Raw genomic sequence first — 16,734 nt, forward strand, 5'->3', positions numbered from 1 at the left:
CTGACGGCAGACGACAGGAGCGGACCCATGATCCTCGTGACCGGCGCCACCGGGAACATCGGCGGCGCGCTCGTCCGGGAACTCCGGGTGGCGGGCGCGGGCCCGGTGCACGGGCTCACCCGTGATCCCGTACGGGCACGCGCGGCCGGGCTCCCGGACGGCGTCGAGGCGGTCCACGGGGACCTCGCCAGGGCGGAGTCGCTGCGCCCCGCGCTGAAGGGGGTGCGCGCGCTGTTCCTGGTGTCCCGTGTCGGACCGGACGCGGAGATCCTGGCGGCGGCCCGGGAGGCGGGTGTGGAGCGGGTGGTGCTGGTCTCGTCCATCACCGCCCTGACCCACCCGCACCTGGGCCCCGCCCGGGAGAATCTGGCCGTCGAGCGGTCGCTCCGGGACAGCGGACTGGCGTGGACGGTCCTGCGGCCCACCCAGTTCGCCTCGAACACCCTGCTCTGGGCCGGCGCGATCCGCGCCCGGGAAACGGTGCGGGTGCCGTTCGCGGATGTCGGGCTGCCCACGATCCACCCCGCGGACATCGCGTCGGTGGCCCGTGCCGCCCTCACCGGCGCCGGACACGACGGACGTACGTACGAGCTGACCGGGCCGGCGCCAATCACGCCCCGGCAGCAGATCGGCGCCCTCGCGGCGGTCCTCGGCCGGGACGTGGCGTACGCGGAGACCGGTCGGCGGGAGGCGCACCGCCGGCTGGCCCTCCTCCTCGGCGACGAGGCCGCGGACGCGGTGCTCGACGTGACGGGCGGCGACGTCAACGACGAGCTGCTGCGGGTGCGCGACACGGTCGAGCGGATCACGGGGACCCCTGCCAGGACGTTCCGGCAGTGGGCCGGGGAGAACGCCGCCGCCTTCCGCTGAGCCCCGAGCGTCGGGCGCTCGGGGCCCGTATGTCAGATCAGACCGGCGATGCTCGGTGGCGCGAAGAGATGGCGGGCCCGGTGCTCCAGCATGAGTACGGGGGGGAACTGCTTGGCCTTGACATCCGACACACAGCGCTCGCAGCTCTCGTCCACCGCGGGGACGTCCTCCGCGTGGTCGGTGGCGATGTGCCGCGCGAGCCGGATCTGCGTGGAGACCACGGTGTCCATCGGGTCGTAGTCGATACCCGGCTCGCCCGCCGCCCGTGCCGCGTCCACCACCTGGGGGGCCCGCTTCATCGCCTTGTAGAGCACGGTGCACTCCGCGCACCCCCACATCCAGGACGGGGGCAGCGGCCAGTCCCCGGCCGGGGACTCGTCCTTGAGGGGGGCGCGCTCCACCGGTGCGCGCTCGGGGGTTTCGTCCTTGGAGTGCTCGTCCTTGGATTCCATGTGGGAAACGGTAGCGAAGGAACGGGGCGCAGCCAGCAGATCGGCCGAATCTCCCGCATCCGCCGCATCTCCTGGTCAGGCGGACGGCACGCCCGGCCTCAGACGGACAGCGCGCCCGGCGTCACGCGGGCAGCCCGCGCATCGCGATCCGTACCGCTTCGAGCAGGGTGTCCACCAGGTCGACATGGCGCGCCTCCGGGGGTGTCCAGGCGTACGCCCGGAGCGCGAGCTGGAGCGCGGAGAGCAGCATGCCCGCCTGCACCGTGGCGTCCATGCCCGGCTCCGAGCGGCCCGAACGGGCGGCGATGGCGCGGGCGACGACCGGCAGCGCCGCGAAGCTCTCCCGTATCCACAACGCGTGCAGGCTGGGCTCCTCGCGGGTCAGCCGCAGCGCGTCGAGAATGGCGCGCAGGGTCTCCTCGCCGGAGGGGCCCGTCGGCGTCAGCCAGTCCTCGCCGTCGAACGCGTCGAAGGCGTCGATCAGGGGGTGGTCAGGAGGCCAGGTGTCGAGCCGCCGCGCGATCCGCTCCGTACCGTAGGAGAACAGCGGCGTGACGCACTCCTCCTTGGACGGGAAGTGGCTCCACAGCGTGCTGGCCGGGATGCCCGCGGCGTCGGCGATGTCGGCGAGGGAGGTGCGTTCCACCCCTTTCGCCATGAACAGTCCGGTGGCGGCGCGGGCGATATCCAGCCGGTGTCCGGCCCGTACCGGCGCCGTCTGCAGGACCGTCGCTGTCCGACCCGCGTTCATGTGCACACTCCATCGTCCGGGAACCTCGGGGTCAGCGTAGTCGGACCGCCATGACCAGCTCCGTTCCGGGTTACGGACCGGACGTGGTACGGGTGTTGCGCCGGGCGCCGCGGCTCCTGCGGGCCGCGTCACGCGCCGGCGGACGGCATGCGAGACCGATGAGCACGGCCGCGAAGTGCCCCAGGTCGGTGAAGGTGCGCCCGACGATCAGCGGGGTGCCGAAGAAGATCAGAACCACGGCGAGATACGGCAGGTGCCAGGGGCGCGGAATGCGGTACGTGAGGACGGCGATCACCCCCGCGAGCGCGTAACTCACCCCGACGTCCAGGGTGTTGACGGCGGACAGCGGCGCATGCCCGTGGTGGACCGCCCAGCCCAGCACCCCCTCGCTGACCAGCGTCGCGCCGACATGGGCGAGGACGACGACCGCGAGCCAGCGCGCCGTCCCGAGCCACCGCTCGGCCGGGGCGTGGAACACCGTGTAGAGCACGGCGTACGGGAGCCACGTACCGCCGTCGATCCAGAACGCGCTGGCGATGAGGACCCGTACGGGGTCGGTGGACAGTTCATGGATGTTGGTCGAGCGCTGGCGCAGGAAGTCCTCCTCGAAGTCCGGCGACATCCAGTGCAGCGCGACGGTCGTGACGAAGAGCGCGGCGAGCCAGAGATAGGTGCCCGGCGCACTCGTGACCCAGGCGCGGACCGGACGGACCCAGGCGCGGACCGGCTGGAACCGGACGCGGACCGTGTGAAGGATGCGGCGCATGGGGCGATTCACCCATGGTCCTAGGATCGGGGACGTGATTGACATCCCGGAGGAGTTCGCGGAATCACGGTCGACAGGGGACGGCGCGGCGGGCCGGGCGTTCCTCGCGGCCCTGCCGGGGATGGCCGCCGATCTGCTCGCGCGCTGGGAGCTGCGGGTCAACGGCCCTTCGCTGACCGGCAGATGCGCGCTGGTGCTGCCGGTGGAGGGCGCGGACGGCACGCCCGCGATGCTCAAACTCCAGCCGGTGGACGACGAGACGGCCGGCGAGCCGGTGGCGCTGCGCGCCTGGGGCGGCGACGGCGCCGTACGGCTGCTGCGGTACGACGGTACGACGGGCGCCCTGCTGCTGGAACGGCTGCGCACCCGCGACCTGAACGCGACGGAGCCGCGCGAGGCCCTGCCCGTCATCGCCGGGCTGCTGGCGCGGCTGAGCGCGGTGCCCGCCCCGCCGGAGCTGCGCCGCCTCGGGGACATCGCCGCGCGGATGCTCGACGCCACCCCGGCCCTGGCGGCGACCCTGCCGGCCGGGCCCGACCGGCGGCTGCTGCGGGACTGCGCGGCGGCGGTACGGGAGGTCGCGGCCGAGCCCGGCGACCGGCTGCTCCACTGGGACCTGCACTTCGAGAACGTCCTGGCGGCGGACCGGGAACCCTGGCTGGCGATCGACCCGAAGCCGCTGTCCGGCGACCCGGGCTTCGAGCTGATGCCCGCGCTGCGCAACCGCTTCGACCCGGACGACACGCTGTGGCGCTTCGACCTGATGACGGAGACGCTGGCGCTGGACCGCGAGCGTGCGGCGGCCTGGACGCTGGGGCGCGTGCTCCAGAACCTGCTGTGGCGGCTGCGCGAGGGGGACACGGCGCCGGACCCCGTACAGGTGTCCATCGCTCGGGCGCTGCTGGCGCGCGGGACGCGGCGGACGGCAAGCTGAGGGCATGATCCGTACCGCCACACCCGCAGACGTACCCGTGATCCACGCGATGATCCGGGAGCTCGCGGAGTACGAGAAGGCCCTGCACGAGGTGCGCACGACCGAGGAACAGCTCCACGAGGCGCTGTTCGGCGAGCGGCCCGCCGCGTTCGCGCACCTCGCCGAGACGGCGGACGGCGAGCCGGTCGGCTTCGCGTTCTGGTTCCTGAACTTCTCCACCTGGCGCGGGGTGCACGGGATCTACCTGGAGGACCTGTACGTACGCCCCGACCGCCGGGGCGGCGGCCACGGCAAGGCGCTGCTGCGCGAGCTGGCGCGGATCTGTGTGGAGCGCGGCTACGAGCGCCTGGAGTGGTCCGTCCTCGACTGGAACGAGCCGTCGATCGCCTTCTACCGGTCGCTGGGGGCGCTCCCGCAGGACGAGTGGACGGTGTTCCGGCTGACGGACGGGGCGCTGGACGCGCTCGGGCGCGGCTGACTCACCCGGGGCGCCCGGCTCACCTGGCCGGTTGACTCACCCGGGCACCCTCTGTGCCTCCCGCTGCCGCTCCCGCTGCCGGGGCGAGCGGGCCGTGACCAGCACCAGCGCGAGGACCGCCGCCACCACCAGGATGAGCGCCGCCCAGCCGATGGCGACGGTGAAGCCGTGGACCGTGGCCGTGTCGACCAGCGCGGTCTTCTCCGCCGGGGTGATGCCGCCCTGGCGCGCCGCCGCCGCGAGGCGGCCCGTCAGATAGGCGGTGGTGCTGGTCGTCGCCACGGTGTTCAGCAGGGACGTACCGATGGAGCCGCCGACCTGCTGCGCCGTGTTGACCGTCGCGGAGGTCACCCCGGCGTCCTTCGGCGCGACCCCGCCCGTGGCGACCGACATGACGGGCAGGAACGTCAGCCCCATGCCGAGGCCGAGCATCAGCGTGCCGGGCAGGATGTGGCCCGCGTAGCTGGAGTGCGTGTCGATGAAGGTGAGGGTGAACAGCCCGCCCGCCGCGAGCAGCAGCCCCGGCCCCATGAGCAGACGCGGCGGTACGAAGTGCAGCAGCCGGGCGGCGATCTGCGTCGAACCGATGATGATCATCGCGCACATCGGCAGGAAGGCCAGCCCCGTCCTGAGCGGCGAGTAGCCCAGGATGTTCTGGAGGAAGAACGTCATGAACAGGAACAGCCCGAACATGCCGATCGTCGTCAGGCACATCGTGAGGACGGAGCCGCCCCGGTTGCGGTCGTGGATGATGTGCGGCGGCAGCAGCGGGCTCGGCGCGCGCGTCTGCCACCAGGCGAACGCGGCCAGCAGCGCCACCGCGCCGCAGAGCAGGCCGAGGACGAGCGGTGAGGACCACCCGGAGGACTCCGCCTCGCTGAAGCCGTAGACGAGGGCGACGAGCCCGCCGCAGCCGAGGAGGACGCCCGGGATGTCGAGGCGCGACTCCTTGTGCCCGGCCCGGTCGTGCAGCAGCGTGAACGCGCCGAAGACGGCGAGCGCGGCGATCGGCACGTTGACGTACAGGCACCACCGCCAGGACAGGAACTCGGTGAGGACACCGCCGAGCAGCAGCCCGATGGCGGCCCCGCCGCCCGCGATGGCGCTGTAGATCCCGAACGCCTTCGCGCGCTCCCTGCCGTCGCTGAAGGTGGTGGTGAGCAGGGAGAGCGCGGAGGGCGCCAGCACGGCGGCGAACGTGCCCTGGAGGGCGCGGGCCGCGAAGAGCATGGGCGGGTTCTGCGCGGCGCCGCCGAGCGCGGAGGCGGCGGCGAAGCCGATGAGGCCGACGATGAAGGTGCGCTTGCGGCCGACGAGGTCCGCGATCCGGCCGCCGAGCAGCAGCAGCCCGCCGAAGGCGAGGGTGTACGCGGTGATCACCCACTGCCGGTTGCCGTTGCCGAGCCCCAGCTCGCGCTGGGCGGAGGGCAGGGCGATGTTCACGATGGTGGCGTCGAGCACGACCATGAGCTGCGCCATCGCGATGACGGCCAGCCCCCACCAGCGGTGGGCCTCGGGATCGGTGTCGGAGGTACCGGGCCGGACGCCGGGCCCCGCGCCGGGTGTCGCCGGGTCGCTCATCGGGTTCTTCCCTCGCAGTGGCTCCGTGCAGGTCGGAGTGTGGCCGGGCCGGGCCGGGTACGGGCGGGGGCTCCCCGGGCGCCCGCCGTCGGAGCACGCGGCCGGACCTCTGGACAGGACACCACGAATGGGACGTATCCGCCTCTCGTGCCCGCTGCTCGTGCCCGCCTCTCGTGCCTGTTTCCGGGGCCGCCTGGCGGGGCCATGGTGGAGCCTGCTGCACCACTGGTCCGGGAGTGGGCCACCTCGTCGGGGCGCGGGCGCGACGGAAGGGTTGGAGCAGGCGGATCCGCCGCTCCCGACCACGTAAGGAAACGTCATGAAGTCGCTGCTCTCCTCCCGCTCCGTCCTCTGGTTCCTGTTCCTGTTCAACCTTGTCGTCGCGGTGGTCGCCCCCTTCGTCGTCGACGGCGCGCAGGGCGTGGTGACCGCGGTCGGCATGGGCGCCGTCGCGCTCGGGGCGCGGATCGGCCTCCTCCGGGACGACGCGCGGCGTCTAGGAACGGGGCGGTAGGCCGGCGCGTGCCAGGGCGCGTGCCAGGGCGGTGGTTTCCGGGAGGGTGTCGAGCGAGAGGGGCTGTGTGGCGACAGCGCCCTCGTGCAGCACGAAGAGCTGGGTGGCGAGGGTGGCCGGGTGCGAGCAGCCGGCCGTGGCGGCGAGTTCCCTGAACAGGTTCAGCAGCCAGAGTTTCTGGTTCGCGGCGATGCCGTGTGCGGGATGCGAGGGGTCCGGGAGTTCCGCCAGCGCGTTGATGAAGGCGCATCCACGGGTGTGGGTCTCGCTCCAGGTCCGCAGGGCCTCGAAGGGGGCGGTGACGGCCTCGGTGGGGGTGTCACCGGCGTCCACGGCGGCACGGACGAGCGACCGCCAGCGCTGATCGCGTTCCGTGAGATAGGCCGCCACGAGCTGGTCTTTCGAACCGAACTGGTTGTACAGGGTCCGCTTGGTCACGCCCGAGTGCTCGGCGATCAGATCCACGCCGACCGCTGTGATGCCTCGGTTGTAGAACAGCTCTTCGGCGGCTGCCACGATGCGCCGGCCTGCCGGCGTCATGGGCCGCGCTTCCCGCACGACGGGCCCCCTTCGCCGATCGGTGTGTACGGTGGAGACGTTCACAGATCAGTATACCTAGGGGAGGTCCACGCGATGAACGCGTCCCAGTCCATGCGAGCGGTGCGCATCACGAGGCACGGAGGACCGGAGGTCCTTGAACTGACGGAGGTCGCCGTCCCCGCCCCTCGGGCGGGAGAGGCGCTGGTCCAGGTCGGCGCGGTAGCGCTGAACAACACCGACCTGTGGACCCGGGAAGGCGCCTACGGCCGCCCGGAGGACCCGAAGGCGCTGTCGGGCTGGCGAGGCCCGATCGACTTCCCGCGCATCCAGGGCGCCGACGTGGCCGGCCGGGTCGTGGCCGTCGGGACCGGCGTGCCGGGGAGTCTCGTCGGACGCCGAGTGGTCGTCGACCCGGCGATCTACGACACCGAGGGGCCGGACGCCCACCCGGTGGGCCTGATGGGGAGCGAACGCGACGGCGGATACGCCGAGTACGTGACGGCGCCGGTGGAGCGCGTACACGACGTGACGGAATCTCCGCTCACGGACGAGCAGCTCGCGACGCTGCCGACCGCCTACGGCACGGCGCTGGGCATGATCGAGCGGGGCCGGCTGAGGAAGGGAGAGACCGCCCTGGTCTCGGGAGCCTCCGGCGGCGTCGGCCTCGCGCTGGTGCAGATCGCCCGTGCGCGTGGCGCGAAGGTGCTCGCCATCAGCAGCGGATCCAAGATCGACGCCGTGCGCGAAGCGGGCGCGCACGCGGTCGTCGACCGCGCGGGAGACGTCGCCGAGCAGATCCGCGCCGCCGCCCCGGAGGGCATCGACGTCGCACTGGACGTCGTCGCCGGCGAGCTGGTCGGCGAGGGGCTGCCGCTGCTGCGCGAAGGGGGCCGGTGGGTCATCGCCGGCGCCCTCGGCGGATACGGCGTGGCCTTTGACGTACGCCGCCTCTACCTGCACAACGCCCAGGTCATCGGCTCCGCGATGCACACGCCCACGCACTTCGACCTCCTCATGGACCTGGCCCGCCGGGCGGAGGTGCACCCCGTCATCGCGGCGACCTTCCCACTGGACCAGGCCGCTCGGGCGCAGGAAGAACTCGCCCGCAGGGGGCACGTGGGAAAGATCGTCATGCACCCCTGAGTTCCCAGGAGCTGGACGGCCCCGTGGTGGCGGGCCCGCCCGGTATCGTGCCGGGCGGCTGTCGCCGGGAACGAGAGGCGGAGAGACAGTGACCGACTCGCGCGTGGGACGCCTACGCGCAGAGCAAGCCCCAGCGGCGGAAGACCAATGCCAGGGGCGAGGCCACGTGGTTCAACTGGACCCAGTTACCCGGACCACGGCCCCAAGGCCGACGTGCTCGACCTCAGCCCCGGAGACAGCGTGCTCGACCTCGGGTGCGGATCCGGAGGGAACCTCGCGCACCTCGCAACGCTCGGCATGAAGGCCATAGGGGCCGACCTCTCCGCCAGGCAACTCGACAAGGCGCGCGAACGGTGGCCGGGCGTGGACGGCATGGAACTCCACCAGTCCGATGCCCTCAGCTACCTCGAAGACACGTTCACGGTCTTCGACGCGGTCTACAGCGTCTTCGGTGCCGCCTGGTTCACCGATCCGGGGCTACTGCTGCCGGTCATCCACGCGAACCTCAGGCCGGGGGGAGTGTTCGCCTTCTCCCAGCGCCCCCGGTTGAAGGCTGCTACGGCTGCCAGGCGTCGTACATCCCGCGCGGGGCCGATGTGGACCCCGCCGTCGTCAAGCGGTGGGACTACGGCACCGATACCTGGGCGCTGATTCTCCAGGACCACGGATACGTGGACGTGTCGGCCTCCGTCATCGCTCCGCCCCCGGGGACCAGAAGCACGGGAACGCTGTTGGTCCGGGGCGTCCAAGAGGGCTTGTGCTCTGACCGGACAGGGGTTCGCCGGGGTGGGGGCGGCGCGGTTGGATGTGTGGTGACGTCCGTTCCGGCTGAACCGGTGGATCACCTCCCGGACGGTGTCCTCGTCGGCCTGCACCAAGCTGGGCAATCACCGGAACCCGCTTGCCGCCCGCCGAGGCCGGCAGCATCATCGCGTGCCGGTAGCGCACCAAACTGGTGCTGCCCCGGCGCACGATCTGCTCCGGCCTCCGCCCCTCCTGGCCGGTCAGTCCGCGCACACGGACAGGCCCGACCACCGCACCTCCAGGAAGAGCTCCCTCACGTGGCTTGACACGGCGCGGCAGTCTCGGAACTGTCCCGCAACTGCCGCAGGACCGGGGCTCGAAGGGGGTCCGCGATTGAGGAACGATTGTTCTTGACTGATCGTTCCTCAAGTGCCTACTGTGGCGGCCATGGGCAGGCCAAGAGCATTCGACGAGGACGAAGCGGTGCGTGTCGCCGTGGGGCTGTTCGGCGGACGCGCGTATGACGGCGTGTCCGTTGACGACCTCGTCAGCCACCTCGGCGTACACCGCAACAGCCTGTACAAGACGTTCGGCAGCAAGCGCGGCCTCTACCTGACCGCTCTGCGCCGCCACCTCGCCGACGACGTCCGCCCTGTGCTCGACGCCCTCGCCGGCGCATCGGACGCCGCGACCGCGCTGCGGCTCGTCACGTCGGCCGACCTCGACCTGCTTCTCCTCGCGGTGATCGAACGCGCACCGGTCGACGAGGAGGTCGCCTCCGAGGTGAAGGCCGCGTTGGCCGCCGTCGACCGGGCGATCGCCGACGCACTCGGCGTTCCCGCCGACCTGGCCGCCGCCCTCACGGCCGCCGCGCTGGGCATCCTCCTGCGCGGCAACCCCGACAACGCCGCCACCGCGCTGACCCAACGCCTCGACCCCCTCACCTGAAAAGGGAACCGACATGGCAGTGATACGTATCGACGGCGACAACCTCGTCGTCGTGATCGAAGGTCTCGACAAGCTCTGGGCCTTCAAGGGCAGCCTGACCATCCCGCTCGCCCATGTCCGTGGCGCGACCGCCGACCCCGGTATCGCCACCGAACCCAAGGGAATCCGCGCGCCGGGCGCCCGCGTACCCGGTGTGATCACCGCGGGCACATTCCATCAGGATGGTGAAAAGGTCTTCTGGGACCTCAAGGATCCGTCGAAGGCTGTCGTGGTCGAACTCGCCGACGAGAAGTACGCACGCCTGGTTGTCCAGGTCGACGACCCCCGCGCGACTGTTGCCCTGGTCGAGAACGCCCTTGTCTGAAAGGAGGTAGGCCAACGTTTCGCCACTTGGCAGCGGCTTTGATGGCACTGGCCGTCGTCACCGCCACTCCGGCCGAGGCCACGCCCGGTCTCGTGCCTGCCGCCGACCGCGAGGTCGTCTTCACGGCCGACGGTACGACCGCGTACGGCACCCTGCACGTTCCCGAGCATCGTGCCGGGCAACGGCTGCGGGCGGCACTGCTGCTGCCCGGCAGCGGACCCACCGACCGCGACGGCAACCAGCAGCCCGGGTCCGCACCGGACACCCTGGCACAGTTGGCCGACGCGCTCGACAGGGACGGAATCGCCACGCTGCGGTTCGACAAGTACGGCACCGGCCGCACCGGGCTCGGCGCCTACCGGGAGCACCCGGAAGAGCTCGACTACCCGGCGTTCGTCCGCCAGGCCAGGGCCGCCTACGAGTCGTTGCGCGATCAGCCGGAGACCGACCCGCGCGCGCTGCTGGTCGTGGGACACAGCGAGGGCGCGATGACGGGACTGCTGCTGGGCGGCACCGTCCACCCGCGCCCGACCGGCCTGGCGCTCTTGCAACCGCAGGCGATCCGCCTGCTGGACCTGGTCGCGCTCCAGCTCAAGGCCCAGGTCGCCGAGGCGACCCGGCAGGGCCAGTTCACACCGGAGCAGCAACGCGTCGTCAACGCGGCCATCGATGCTGCCGTCACCTCCCTGCGTGAACGCCGACCGGTCGACACCACCGACCTGCCCCCGGCGGTCGCCCAGCTCTTCGAGGCGTTCCAAGGCCCGAGCGCCCGGTTCGTGGAAAGCGACGACGCCGTCTATCCACCGGACACCGCCGCCGCACTCCGGCCGGGGACCAAGGTGCTGCTGACGTGCGGCACGAACGACGCCCAGGTCCCTTGTGCCACAACGAACGCCCTGACGACCGCCCTGCGTCACGCGCACGCCGGCCGACCGGGCCGAGCGGCGCTGCCGGGAGTGGACCATCTGCTGCACGACGCCGACCACCCGAACACGCTCGCGCCCCCCGTGCTCGACGCCCTGCGCCGGTTCGCTCGACACTGACGCCGGCCGAGGACGTCCCGACTTCCGGTGCTCCCCTATCCGTCAGAGCGCTGGAGCAGGTGGTCGGCCTTGCCGGCCTTGATGTCGCGGATGAGGGTGGTGAGGGCTTCGCGGGTGTCGGTGAGGTAGGTGTCTTCCTGGCCGGAGACCGCTATGTAGCCGTTGCCGTTGAGGTCTGTGCCGATGCGGAAGCAGTTGTTGCCCGTGCCGCAGAACGGGTCTTCCCAGGTGATCTCGGGCATGGGGTGAAGTCCTTACAGTTCGCGGATGATGCCGTGAATGACGTCTCGGGAGGCGGGCGAGGACAGGCAGGCCTCATCCATCCAGTCCAAGTGTGCGCGGTACTTGGACAGTTGCTCTGGCGTGTGCATGAATTCCGGGCCGTGCGCCGAATCGAGTTGCACGGTGTCGAGTTGGGGAACGGCTGCCTCGGCATGGAGCAGGTTCTGTCCGGCCCCGGGGAAGCTGCCGCTTTCGATGGGCACTATCCGTACGGTGATGTTGGCCTGCTCGCTTGCGTCGATCAGGGCGCTGAGCTGCTTCTTGGTCGCTTCGCGCCCGCCGAAGCGCATCCGCAGGGCAGCCTCGTGCACGTAACCCGTGTACGTGATGGGCTGTTCGCGGGTGAGCACGCGCCGGCGGTCCATCCGGTGGGCCACATGCAGTTCGACTTCGAGGCGAGGAAGCGGGGGAAGTACCGCGTCGAAGATGCTGCGGGCGTAGTCCTCGGTCTGGAGCAGGCCAGGGATGTGAACCGTCTGGATGGTCTGGATCCGGGGCGAATTCCATTCCAGCTCTGCGATGTCCATGAGTCCGGACGACAGTTTCTTCCGGTACTCGTCCCACCAGTTTCGCTCGGGGACCTTGCCGAGTTCCACGAGGGCGTCCACGTAAGGCTCGTCCGTGCAGCCGCAGTGGGCGGCCAGCGCGCGCAGCCGTTCCGGGCTGATGTTGCGAACCCCCGCCTCGATGTTCGAGATCTTGCCCCGGTCGACGCCGATCAATTCGGCGACGCGCTCGGCGGTCATGCCCGCGGCCATGCGCAACTTCTTGATCTCGGCGCCGAGTCGCTTCTGCCGCTGCGTAGGCGTGGTCCGTGGGGGCATGGAGATCCTTCCTGTCCGATGCTCAGTCTGCCGGGCATCACATTACGGGGCTACTGGTGACGCACTATCCGGGCGTTGGGGTGGCGCATGATGCACTCAGTACCCTACCTTCGGTAGTGCGACGCTCACGCAAAGTGAGCATGGAGAGCGTTGCGCAAGCGTGCCGTACGTGTCCACCGGTACGAAACAACCACCCCACCGCCGAGCGGAGTTGTCATGCCCGAAAACGGAACCGCCCCCGCCGCGTACCCCGTCCCGCGCTTCACCCAGTGCCCCCCGCCCCCGCAGGACCCCGAGGAGCCCGCGCCCGGGAATCTCGCGTACGGGCTCGCCCTGCCCTCCGCCGTCGCCACGCCCTCCATCGCGCGGGAGGCCGCCGAGGTCATCCTCGACGTCCACGGCGTGGCCGACACCCTGATCGACCCCGCCCTGCGCCTCGTTCCGCGCGGCTCCGGCCCCCGCCGCCTGCATACCCATTTCCTCCCGTACGCGGAGGTTTCCGCCCACACCCCTGGGCATCGCCGGGCCGAGGACGGGCTCGGACTCAGGAGTCGCCGACGGGAACCCCGGCCAGCGACTTCAGCGCCAGCGACGCCGCCGTGATCCCGCTGGTGAACGCCACCTCCGAGAGCACCCCGGGCGCCGCCACCTGGTCCCCGGCGAGGAAGACACCGGAGCCGCCCCGGTCGATCCGGGGCCGGTCCCGCCAGGTGGTGCCCGGCGGGTCGACCGCGCCCGTACGGCCGTTCGCCAGGGCCTCGCGCCGCCAGACGGTGCGGTCGCGCCAGCCGGGGAACCCCAGGTCGAGCAGGTGCTCGGCGCGCGCGAGCCCTTCGGCGCGTGGTGCGTCGGGGCCGATCGGGATCTGCCCCTGGACGAGTTGTTCGCCGGCCGGTGCGAGGGACGGGTCCTGGGCGGTGAACCGTTCGAGCCACCCCGGGGCGTCCAGGTCCGAGACGACGAACGGGTCGCCCCGGCGCGTACGGAGGGCCAGGTCGATCAGGACGGTACGGCCGCTCGGCCAGCGCAGCCCGTCGTCCTTGAGGAGACGCCGGGCCGCGTCCAAGGACGTCGCCACGACGACGGGCCCGCCGGGCAGCGTGTCGACCCGGGAGGAGGCCTCGATGCGGACGCCCAGGTTCCAGGCGTGCCCGGCCATCCGCTCGCTGAGCCTGCCCCAGCCGCCGACCGGGTACCGGGCCTCCGGCGGCAGCGCGGCGGCGCGCCGCAGCCGCTCCTGGACGAAGGCGGCGGAGAGCGCCCCCGGGTCGTGGTGGAAGAGGGCCACGGCGACGTAGTGCGCGGCGGCGCGGGCGGTCGCGGGGCCGGCCCGCTCGGTGGCCCAGGTGAGGAAGTCCACGTCGACCGGGGCCTGTTCGGCGCTGCGGCGGGCGAGGGCGAACAGCCCGGCGGGCGGGATACGGCGCAGCGCCCCGCCGTGGTGGAAGCGGAAGCGCGCGGCCTCGTGCAGCGGCGGGTTCGCCAGGGGGCCCAGCAGCCCGCGCTGCCGGAGCCAGTCCCAGTGGGGGCCCCGCCGGTAGAGGGCGTGCGGGCCGTCGTTGAGCGCGTACGGGCCTTCGGCGGTCCTGGCCCGGCCGCCGAGGGTGTGGTGGGCCTCGTGGAGCGTGACGCGGGCGCCCGCCTCGGCGGCGGTGATGGCGGCGGTGAGCCCGGCGAGCCCGCCGCCGACGACGGTGATGCCGGGGCCCGTGTTGCGTCCCGGGGTGGGGCTGTGACCCATGGTGACCTCTCTCCCTCGTTGGTCCGCGTGGTCGCGTGCGGGACCGCACGCGACCGTCGACGCGGTCACTGAGGTGACGGGGGACGGCCTGTCGGATGTGACATCGGGGCGTTGTCAGTGCCGTAGGCCACCATGGGGGCATGGCGAGGAAGACGGCGAAGAGCGGGACGGCTGCGGCGCGGCGGGCAGAGGTGCGGCTCCCGCCGCTGAGCCCGTACGGCGGCGATCTGGAGCCGGACGGGGACTACGACGGCCTGGAGTTCCAGGACCTTGACCTGGGCGGCCGGAGCGGGCCGGGGGCGCGGTTCATCGACTGCGCGCTGCGGGAGTGCGGGCTGGACGGGACGGAGCTGGGGCGGGCGCGGTTCGTCGACTGTGTGCTGACCGGCGTCCGGGGGGTGGGGACGGACCTCGCGGGGGCGTCCCTGCGTGATGTGGAGGTGGTGGACGCGCGGCTGGGCGGTCTCCAGTTGCACGGCGCGGTGCTGGAGCGTGTGCTGATCAAGGGAGGGAAGATCGACTATCTGAATCTGCGCAAGGCGCGGCTGAAGGACGTGGTGTTCGAGGGGTGCGTGCTGGCGGAGCCGGACTTCGGGGGAGCGGAGCTGGAGCGGGTGGAGTTCCGGGACTGTGTGCTCCGGCGGGTCGATCTGAGCGGGGTCCGGATGAAGGACGTCGATCTGCGGACGGTCGCCGAGCTGGACATCGCGCGCGGGCTGGACCGGCTGGCGGGCGCGGTGATCAGTTCGGCGCAACTGCTCCATCTCGCACCGGCGTTCGCGGCCCAGATCGGCGTACGGGTGGAGGACTGACCGCTCCGGCGGTCGGGGGGCCGGGCGTCCTGCCGGCAGGCCGTCATGGCGCCGGGTCGTCATGCCGTTCGGCCAGTCCTGCTGTCCGGGGGTACGCCACGGTCCGGGGGTCCGCCACGGTCCGGGGATACGCCGTGGGCCCCGACCCGGGGGGATAGGTCGGGGCCCACGCGGTACTCCGCAGGCACGCCGTTTCGGTGGGGGGAGGGAAGCGGTCGCCCGCGTCCCCGGCAGTGCCCCGGCAGACTGCATCTGCCCGGGGACGCGCGATGTACGCCTGCGGATGCCCCGGAACCATGAGTGGGCTGTGTGACGACTGTGCGACGACGCTGTGGTGGCTCTGGGGCGCCACGGGCTCCAGGGTGTCCCGGGCTCCTCGGGGGAGCCCGGGACACCCGCTTCAGCAGCGGGGGAAGCGGCTCTGGAGGTCCCAGACGGCAGGGTTGTCGGCCAGTCCGTCGTGCAGGTCGGTGAGGTCCGCGATCAGATCGTGCAGGAAGTCGCGCGCCTCCCGGCGCAGCAGCCGGTGGCTGAAGGTGAGCGGCGGCTCGTCGCCGTGCATCCAGTCGGCCTCGATGTCGACCCATCCGAAGCGCCGCTGGAAGAACATCCGGTCCGCCGACTCCGTGAAGTCCAGCTCGGCGTACTGCGGTGTGGCGGCACGGCTGCCCCGGGGGTCCTGGTCGATCCGCTCGACGATGTCGCACAGGGCCCACGCGAAGTCGAGCACGGGCACCCACCCCCACGCGGTGGCCACCTCACGGTCGGCGGAGGTGTCGGCGAGGTAGACGTCCCCGCAGAACAGATCGTGCCGCAGCTCCTTGACCTCCGCGCGGCGGTAGTCGGTCTGCGGGGGATCGGGAAAGCGCCGGGAGAGGGAGTAGCCGATGTCGAGCACGACCCGATGGTGTCACGTTCGAGTGAATCGCCGCGTTTCCCTGTCCGGGGCCCGGTCCGCGCAGGCAGTGCCGTCAGGTGCGAGGGAGGTCCGCTGTGGCACCGTCCGGTCCGGAGCGCGCATCGTGTGGCTATGAATCGTGCGGCTACTCGTCGCAGTTGGAGAAGGTCCGGGGAAGGGTTCCGGCCTTGGAGGTGGAAGAGGCCTTCGGCGTCTTCACCGCCGTGGCCCCCGAGGGGGGGCGCGTGGAACTGATCGAAGGGCAGATCCACCTGTCGCCTCCGTCCGATGGCCAGCACGCGGAAATCGTCTCGGAGATCGGCGGGCAGGTCTGTGACCGTCAGCACGGCCTTCGGCTACGGGTCTGCACGGAACCACGCAGGGCCCCGGCCGGAGCCGGGGCCTGCGTCGTACCGCCGGTGATCAGAGGCCGGTGATCAGAGGTTGACGCCGAAGTCCGTCGCGATGCCCACCAGGCCCGAGGCGTAGCCCTGGCCGACCGCGCGGAACTTCCACTCCGCACCGTTGCGGTACAGCTCGCCGAAGACCATCGCCGTCTCCGTGGCCGCGTCCTCGCTCAGGTCGTAGCGGGCGATCTCCGCGCCGCCCGCCTGGTTCACGATGCGGATGTACGCGTTGCGCACCTGGCCGAAGTTCTGGCTGCGGGTCTCGGCGTCGTAGATCGAGACCGGGAAGACGATCTTGGTGATCTCCGCCGGCAGGCCCGCCAGGTTGACGTTGATGGCCTCGTCGTCGCCGTCGCCCTCGCCCGTCCGGTTGTCACCGGTGTGGACGATCGTCTGGTCCGGCGTCGCCTTGTTGTTGAAGAAGACGAAGTGACCGTCCGAGAAGACCTTCCCGCCCTCGTTCACCGCGATCGCCGAGGCGTCGAGGTCGAAGTCCGTACCGGTGGTCGTGCGGACGTCCCAGCCGAGGCCGACCGTGACGGCGGTGAGGCCGGGCGCCTCCTTGGTGAGTGAGACGTTGCCGCCCTTGGACAGGCTTACAGCCATGGGATGTCCCTTTCGTTGTCGTGTGCGGGCTTCAGG

At 71.6% G+C, this 16,734-nt stretch carries 21 protein-coding genes and 1 pseudogene; 11 read left to right on the forward strand and 11 right to left on the reverse strand.

The genetic code is table 11. The features are described from left to right. The first annotated feature begins 27 nt into the window (after nucleotides 1-27). Nucleotides 28-870, forward strand: coding sequence for an NAD(P)H-binding protein (locus ACIQ7D_RS16820; RefSeq protein WP_403938149.1), 843 nt, complete (start codon nucleotides 28-30; stop codon nucleotides 868-870). A gap of 32 nt (nucleotides 871-902) precedes the next feature. Here ACIQ7D_RS16820 and ACIQ7D_RS16825 read toward each other — a convergent pair whose 3' ends face one another. The 3 genes from ACIQ7D_RS16825 to ACIQ7D_RS16835 all read right to left on the reverse strand — a co-directional run bounded on the left by ACIQ7D_RS16825 (nucleotide 903) and on the right by ACIQ7D_RS16835 (nucleotide 2,839). Beyond that, a complete protein-coding gene (locus ACIQ7D_RS16825) occupies nucleotides 903-1,322 on the reverse strand; it encodes a hypothetical protein (RefSeq protein ID WP_403938150.1) in 420 nt (139 codons plus the stop codon). 121 nt (nucleotides 1,323-1,443) lie between these two features. Next, nucleotides 1,444-2,073: a TetR/AcrR family transcriptional regulator gene (locus tag ACIQ7D_RS16830; RefSeq protein ID WP_403938152.1), complete on the reverse strand. Its 630-nt coding sequence runs from the start codon at nucleotides 2,071-2,073 to the stop codon at nucleotides 1,444-1,446. 70 nt (nucleotides 2,074-2,143) lie between these two features. Continuing rightward, nucleotides 2,144-2,839 (reverse strand): rhomboid-like protein, encoded by a 696-nt coding sequence (locus ACIQ7D_RS16835; protein WP_403938154.1) that lies wholly within the window; start codon nucleotides 2,837-2,839, stop codon nucleotides 2,144-2,146. Between ACIQ7D_RS16835 and ACIQ7D_RS16840 the strand changes: the two genes are divergently transcribed. Then, complete coding sequence (locus ACIQ7D_RS16840) at nucleotides 2,838-3,773, forward strand: aminoglycoside phosphotransferase family protein (RefSeq protein ID WP_403938156.1); 936 nt, start codon at nucleotides 2,838-2,840, stop codon at nucleotides 3,771-3,773. The two genes, ACIQ7D_RS16835 and ACIQ7D_RS16840, sit on opposite strands and share 2 nt — an antisense overlap. A 4-nt stretch (nucleotides 3,774-3,777) precedes the next feature. Continuing rightward, nucleotides 3,778-4,251, forward strand: coding sequence for a GNAT family N-acetyltransferase (locus ACIQ7D_RS16845; RefSeq protein WP_403938158.1), 474 nt, complete (start codon nucleotides 3,778-3,780; stop codon nucleotides 4,249-4,251). A 36-nt stretch (nucleotides 4,252-4,287) separates the two neighbouring features. Here ACIQ7D_RS16845 and ACIQ7D_RS16850 read toward each other — a convergent pair whose 3' ends face one another. Further along, entirely contained in the window at nucleotides 4,288-5,832 is a 1,545-nt protein-coding gene (locus tag ACIQ7D_RS16850) for an MFS transporter (RefSeq protein ID WP_403938159.1), read from the reverse strand. Nucleotides 5,833-6,151: 319 nt separating this feature from the next. Between ACIQ7D_RS16850 and ACIQ7D_RS16855 the strand changes: the two genes are divergently transcribed. Then, complete coding sequence (locus tag ACIQ7D_RS16855; RefSeq protein ID WP_403938161.1) at nucleotides 6,152-6,346, forward strand: hypothetical protein; 195 nt, start codon at nucleotides 6,152-6,154, stop codon at nucleotides 6,344-6,346. Here the strand turns inward: ACIQ7D_RS16855 and ACIQ7D_RS16860 are convergent. Then, nucleotides 6,329-6,886 (reverse strand): TetR/AcrR family transcriptional regulator, encoded by a 558-nt coding sequence (locus tag ACIQ7D_RS16860; RefSeq protein WP_403938162.1) that lies wholly within the window; start codon nucleotides 6,884-6,886, stop codon nucleotides 6,329-6,331. The genes ACIQ7D_RS16855 and ACIQ7D_RS16860 overlap by 18 nt on opposite strands. A 93-nt stretch (nucleotides 6,887-6,979) precedes the next feature. Here ACIQ7D_RS16860 and ACIQ7D_RS16865 point away from each other — a divergent pair, with 93 nt between their 5' ends. Beyond that, nucleotides 6,980-8,029 carry a zinc-binding dehydrogenase gene (locus ACIQ7D_RS16865; protein ID WP_403938164.1) on the forward strand — a complete coding sequence of 350 codons (1,050 nt, stop codon included), beginning with the start codon at nucleotides 6,980-6,982 and terminating at the stop codon, nucleotides 8,027-8,029. A 213-nt stretch (nucleotides 8,030-8,242) separates the two neighbouring features. Then, the gene (locus ACIQ7D_RS16870) at nucleotides 8,243-8,680 is read left to right on the forward strand and encodes a class I SAM-dependent methyltransferase (RefSeq protein ID WP_403938165.1); all 438 of its coding nucleotides are present in this window, start codon (nucleotides 8,243-8,245) and stop codon (nucleotides 8,678-8,680) included. Between the two features lie 167 nt (nucleotides 8,681-8,847). Here the strand turns inward: ACIQ7D_RS16870 and ACIQ7D_RS16875 are convergent. Further along, nucleotides 8,848-9,064, reverse strand: a pseudogene (locus ACIQ7D_RS16875) (IS630 family transposase); the annotation flags it as partial. 156 nt (nucleotides 9,065-9,220) lie between these two features. Between ACIQ7D_RS16875 and ACIQ7D_RS16880 the strand changes: the two are divergent. From ACIQ7D_RS16880 to ACIQ7D_RS16890, 3 genes are read left to right on the forward strand one after another with little or no spacing between them, the layout of a single operon-like run. Then, nucleotides 9,221-9,721, forward strand: coding sequence for a TetR/AcrR family transcriptional regulator (locus tag ACIQ7D_RS16880; RefSeq protein WP_403938167.1), 501 nt, complete (start codon nucleotides 9,221-9,223; stop codon nucleotides 9,719-9,721). 13 nt (nucleotides 9,722-9,734) lie between these two features. Beyond that, nucleotides 9,735-10,085: a hypothetical protein gene (locus ACIQ7D_RS16885; protein ID WP_403938168.1), complete on the forward strand. Its 351-nt coding sequence runs from the start codon at nucleotides 9,735-9,737 to the stop codon at nucleotides 10,083-10,085. A gap of 41 nt (nucleotides 10,086-10,126) precedes the next feature. After that, nucleotides 10,127-11,128, forward strand: coding sequence for an alpha/beta hydrolase family protein (locus ACIQ7D_RS16890; protein WP_403938340.1), 1,002 nt, complete (start codon nucleotides 10,127-10,129; stop codon nucleotides 11,126-11,128). Nucleotides 11,129-11,163: 35 nt separating this feature from the next. Here ACIQ7D_RS16890 and ACIQ7D_RS16895 read toward each other — a convergent pair whose 3' ends face one another. Together ACIQ7D_RS16895 and ACIQ7D_RS16900 are read right to left on the reverse strand one after the other, a co-directional pair. Beyond that, on the reverse strand, nucleotides 11,164-11,370 hold the full coding sequence (locus ACIQ7D_RS16895; protein WP_403938170.1) for a hypothetical protein: 207 nt from the start codon (nucleotides 11,368-11,370) through the stop codon (nucleotides 11,164-11,166). A gap of 12 nt (nucleotides 11,371-11,382) precedes the next feature. Beyond that, nucleotides 11,383-12,234, reverse strand: a complete 852-nt coding sequence (locus ACIQ7D_RS16900; RefSeq protein ID WP_403938171.1) for a helix-turn-helix domain-containing protein — start codon at nucleotides 12,232-12,234, stop codon at nucleotides 11,383-11,385. Nucleotides 12,235-12,450: 216 nt separating this feature from the next. On the opposite strand from ACIQ7D_RS16900, the gene ACIQ7D_RS16905 reads away from it, so the two are divergent. Continuing rightward, nucleotides 12,451-12,837 carry a hypothetical protein gene (locus ACIQ7D_RS16905; RefSeq protein ID WP_403938173.1) on the forward strand — a complete coding sequence of 129 codons (387 nt, stop codon included), beginning with the start codon at nucleotides 12,451-12,453 and terminating at the stop codon, nucleotides 12,835-12,837. Here the strand turns inward: ACIQ7D_RS16905 and ACIQ7D_RS16910 are convergent. Beyond that, nucleotides 12,779-13,975, reverse strand: a complete 1,197-nt coding sequence (locus tag ACIQ7D_RS16910; protein ID WP_403938175.1) for an FAD-dependent oxidoreductase — start codon at nucleotides 13,973-13,975, stop codon at nucleotides 12,779-12,781. The two genes, ACIQ7D_RS16905 and ACIQ7D_RS16910, sit on opposite strands and share 59 nt — an antisense overlap. Before the next feature lie 140 nt (nucleotides 13,976-14,115). Here ACIQ7D_RS16910 and ACIQ7D_RS16915 point away from each other — a divergent pair, with 140 nt between their 5' ends. Next, nucleotides 14,116-14,787, forward strand: a complete 672-nt coding sequence (locus ACIQ7D_RS16915; protein ID WP_403938177.1) for a pentapeptide repeat-containing protein — start codon at nucleotides 14,116-14,118, stop codon at nucleotides 14,785-14,787. 400 nt (nucleotides 14,788-15,187) lie between these two features. Here ACIQ7D_RS16915 and ACIQ7D_RS16920 read toward each other — a convergent pair whose 3' ends face one another. Then, nucleotides 15,188-15,685, reverse strand: coding sequence for a hypothetical protein (locus ACIQ7D_RS16920; RefSeq protein WP_385008167.1), 498 nt, complete (start codon nucleotides 15,683-15,685; stop codon nucleotides 15,188-15,190). A 437-nt stretch (nucleotides 15,686-16,122) separates the two neighbouring features. Then, a complete protein-coding gene (locus tag ACIQ7D_RS16925; RefSeq protein ID WP_403938178.1) occupies nucleotides 16,123-16,698 on the reverse strand; it encodes a TerD family protein in 576 nt (191 codons plus the stop codon). Nucleotides 16,699-16,734 lie beyond the last annotated feature (36 nt).

It is taken from the genome of Streptomyces sp. NPDC096310 (assembly GCF_044763125.1).
Taxonomy (GTDB): Bacteria; Actinomycetota; Actinomycetes; order Streptomycetales; family Streptomycetaceae; genus Streptomyces.

Coding starts and splice junctions, on each gene's coding strand:
- ACIQ7D_RS16820 (WP_403938149.1), top strand. CDS start 28: ATGATCCTCGTGACCGGCGCCACCGGGAACATCGGCGGCGCGCTCGTC.
- ACIQ7D_RS16825 (WP_403938150.1), bottom strand. CDS start 1,322: ATGGAATCCAAGGACGAGCACTCCAAGGACGAAACCCCCGAGCGCGCA.
- ACIQ7D_RS16830 (WP_403938152.1), bottom strand. CDS start 2,073: ATGAACGCGGGTCGGACAGCGACGGTCCTGCAGACGGCGCCGGTACGG.
- ACIQ7D_RS16840 (WP_403938156.1), top strand. CDS start 2,838: ATGGGGCGATTCACCCATGGTCCTAGGATCGGGGACGTGATTGACATC.
- ACIQ7D_RS16835 (WP_403938154.1), bottom strand. CDS start 2,839: ATGCGCCGCATCCTTCACACGGTCCGCGTCCGGTTCCAGCCGGTCCGC.
- ACIQ7D_RS16845 (WP_403938158.1), top strand. CDS start 3,778: ATGATCCGTACCGCCACACCCGCAGACGTACCCGTGATCCACGCGATG.
- ACIQ7D_RS16850 (WP_403938159.1), bottom strand. CDS start 5,832: ATGAGCGACCCGGCGACACCCGGCGCGGGGCCCGGCGTCCGGCCCGGT.
- ACIQ7D_RS16855 (WP_403938161.1), top strand. CDS start 6,152: ATGAAGTCGCTGCTCTCCTCCCGCTCCGTCCTCTGGTTCCTGTTCCTG.
- ACIQ7D_RS16860 (WP_403938162.1), bottom strand. CDS start 6,886: ATGACGCCGGCAGGCCGGCGCATCGTGGCAGCCGCCGAAGAGCTGTTC.
- ACIQ7D_RS16865 (WP_403938164.1), top strand. CDS start 6,980: ATGAACGCGTCCCAGTCCATGCGAGCGGTGCGCATCACGAGGCACGGA.
- ACIQ7D_RS16880 (WP_403938167.1), top strand. CDS start 9,221: ATGGGCAGGCCAAGAGCATTCGACGAGGACGAAGCGGTGCGTGTCGCC.
- ACIQ7D_RS16885 (WP_403938168.1), top strand. CDS start 9,735: ATGGCAGTGATACGTATCGACGGCGACAACCTCGTCGTCGTGATCGAA.
- ACIQ7D_RS16890 (WP_403938340.1), top strand. CDS start 10,127: ATGGCACTGGCCGTCGTCACCGCCACTCCGGCCGAGGCCACGCCCGGT.
- ACIQ7D_RS16895 (WP_403938170.1), bottom strand. CDS start 11,370: ATGCCCGAGATCACCTGGGAAGACCCGTTCTGCGGCACGGGCAACAAC.
- ACIQ7D_RS16900 (WP_403938171.1), bottom strand. CDS start 12,234: ATGCCCCCACGGACCACGCCTACGCAGCGGCAGAAGCGACTCGGCGCC.
- ACIQ7D_RS16905 (WP_403938173.1), top strand. CDS start 12,451: ATGCCCGAAAACGGAACCGCCCCCGCCGCGTACCCCGTCCCGCGCTTC.
- ACIQ7D_RS16910 (WP_403938175.1), bottom strand. CDS start 13,975: ATGGGTCACAGCCCCACCCCGGGACGCAACACGGGCCCCGGCATCACC.
- ACIQ7D_RS16915 (WP_403938177.1), top strand. CDS start 14,116: ATGGCGAGGAAGACGGCGAAGAGCGGGACGGCTGCGGCGCGGCGGGCA.
- ACIQ7D_RS16925 (WP_403938178.1), bottom strand. CDS start 16,698: ATGGCTGTAAGCCTGTCCAAGGGCGGCAACGTCTCACTCACCAAGGAG.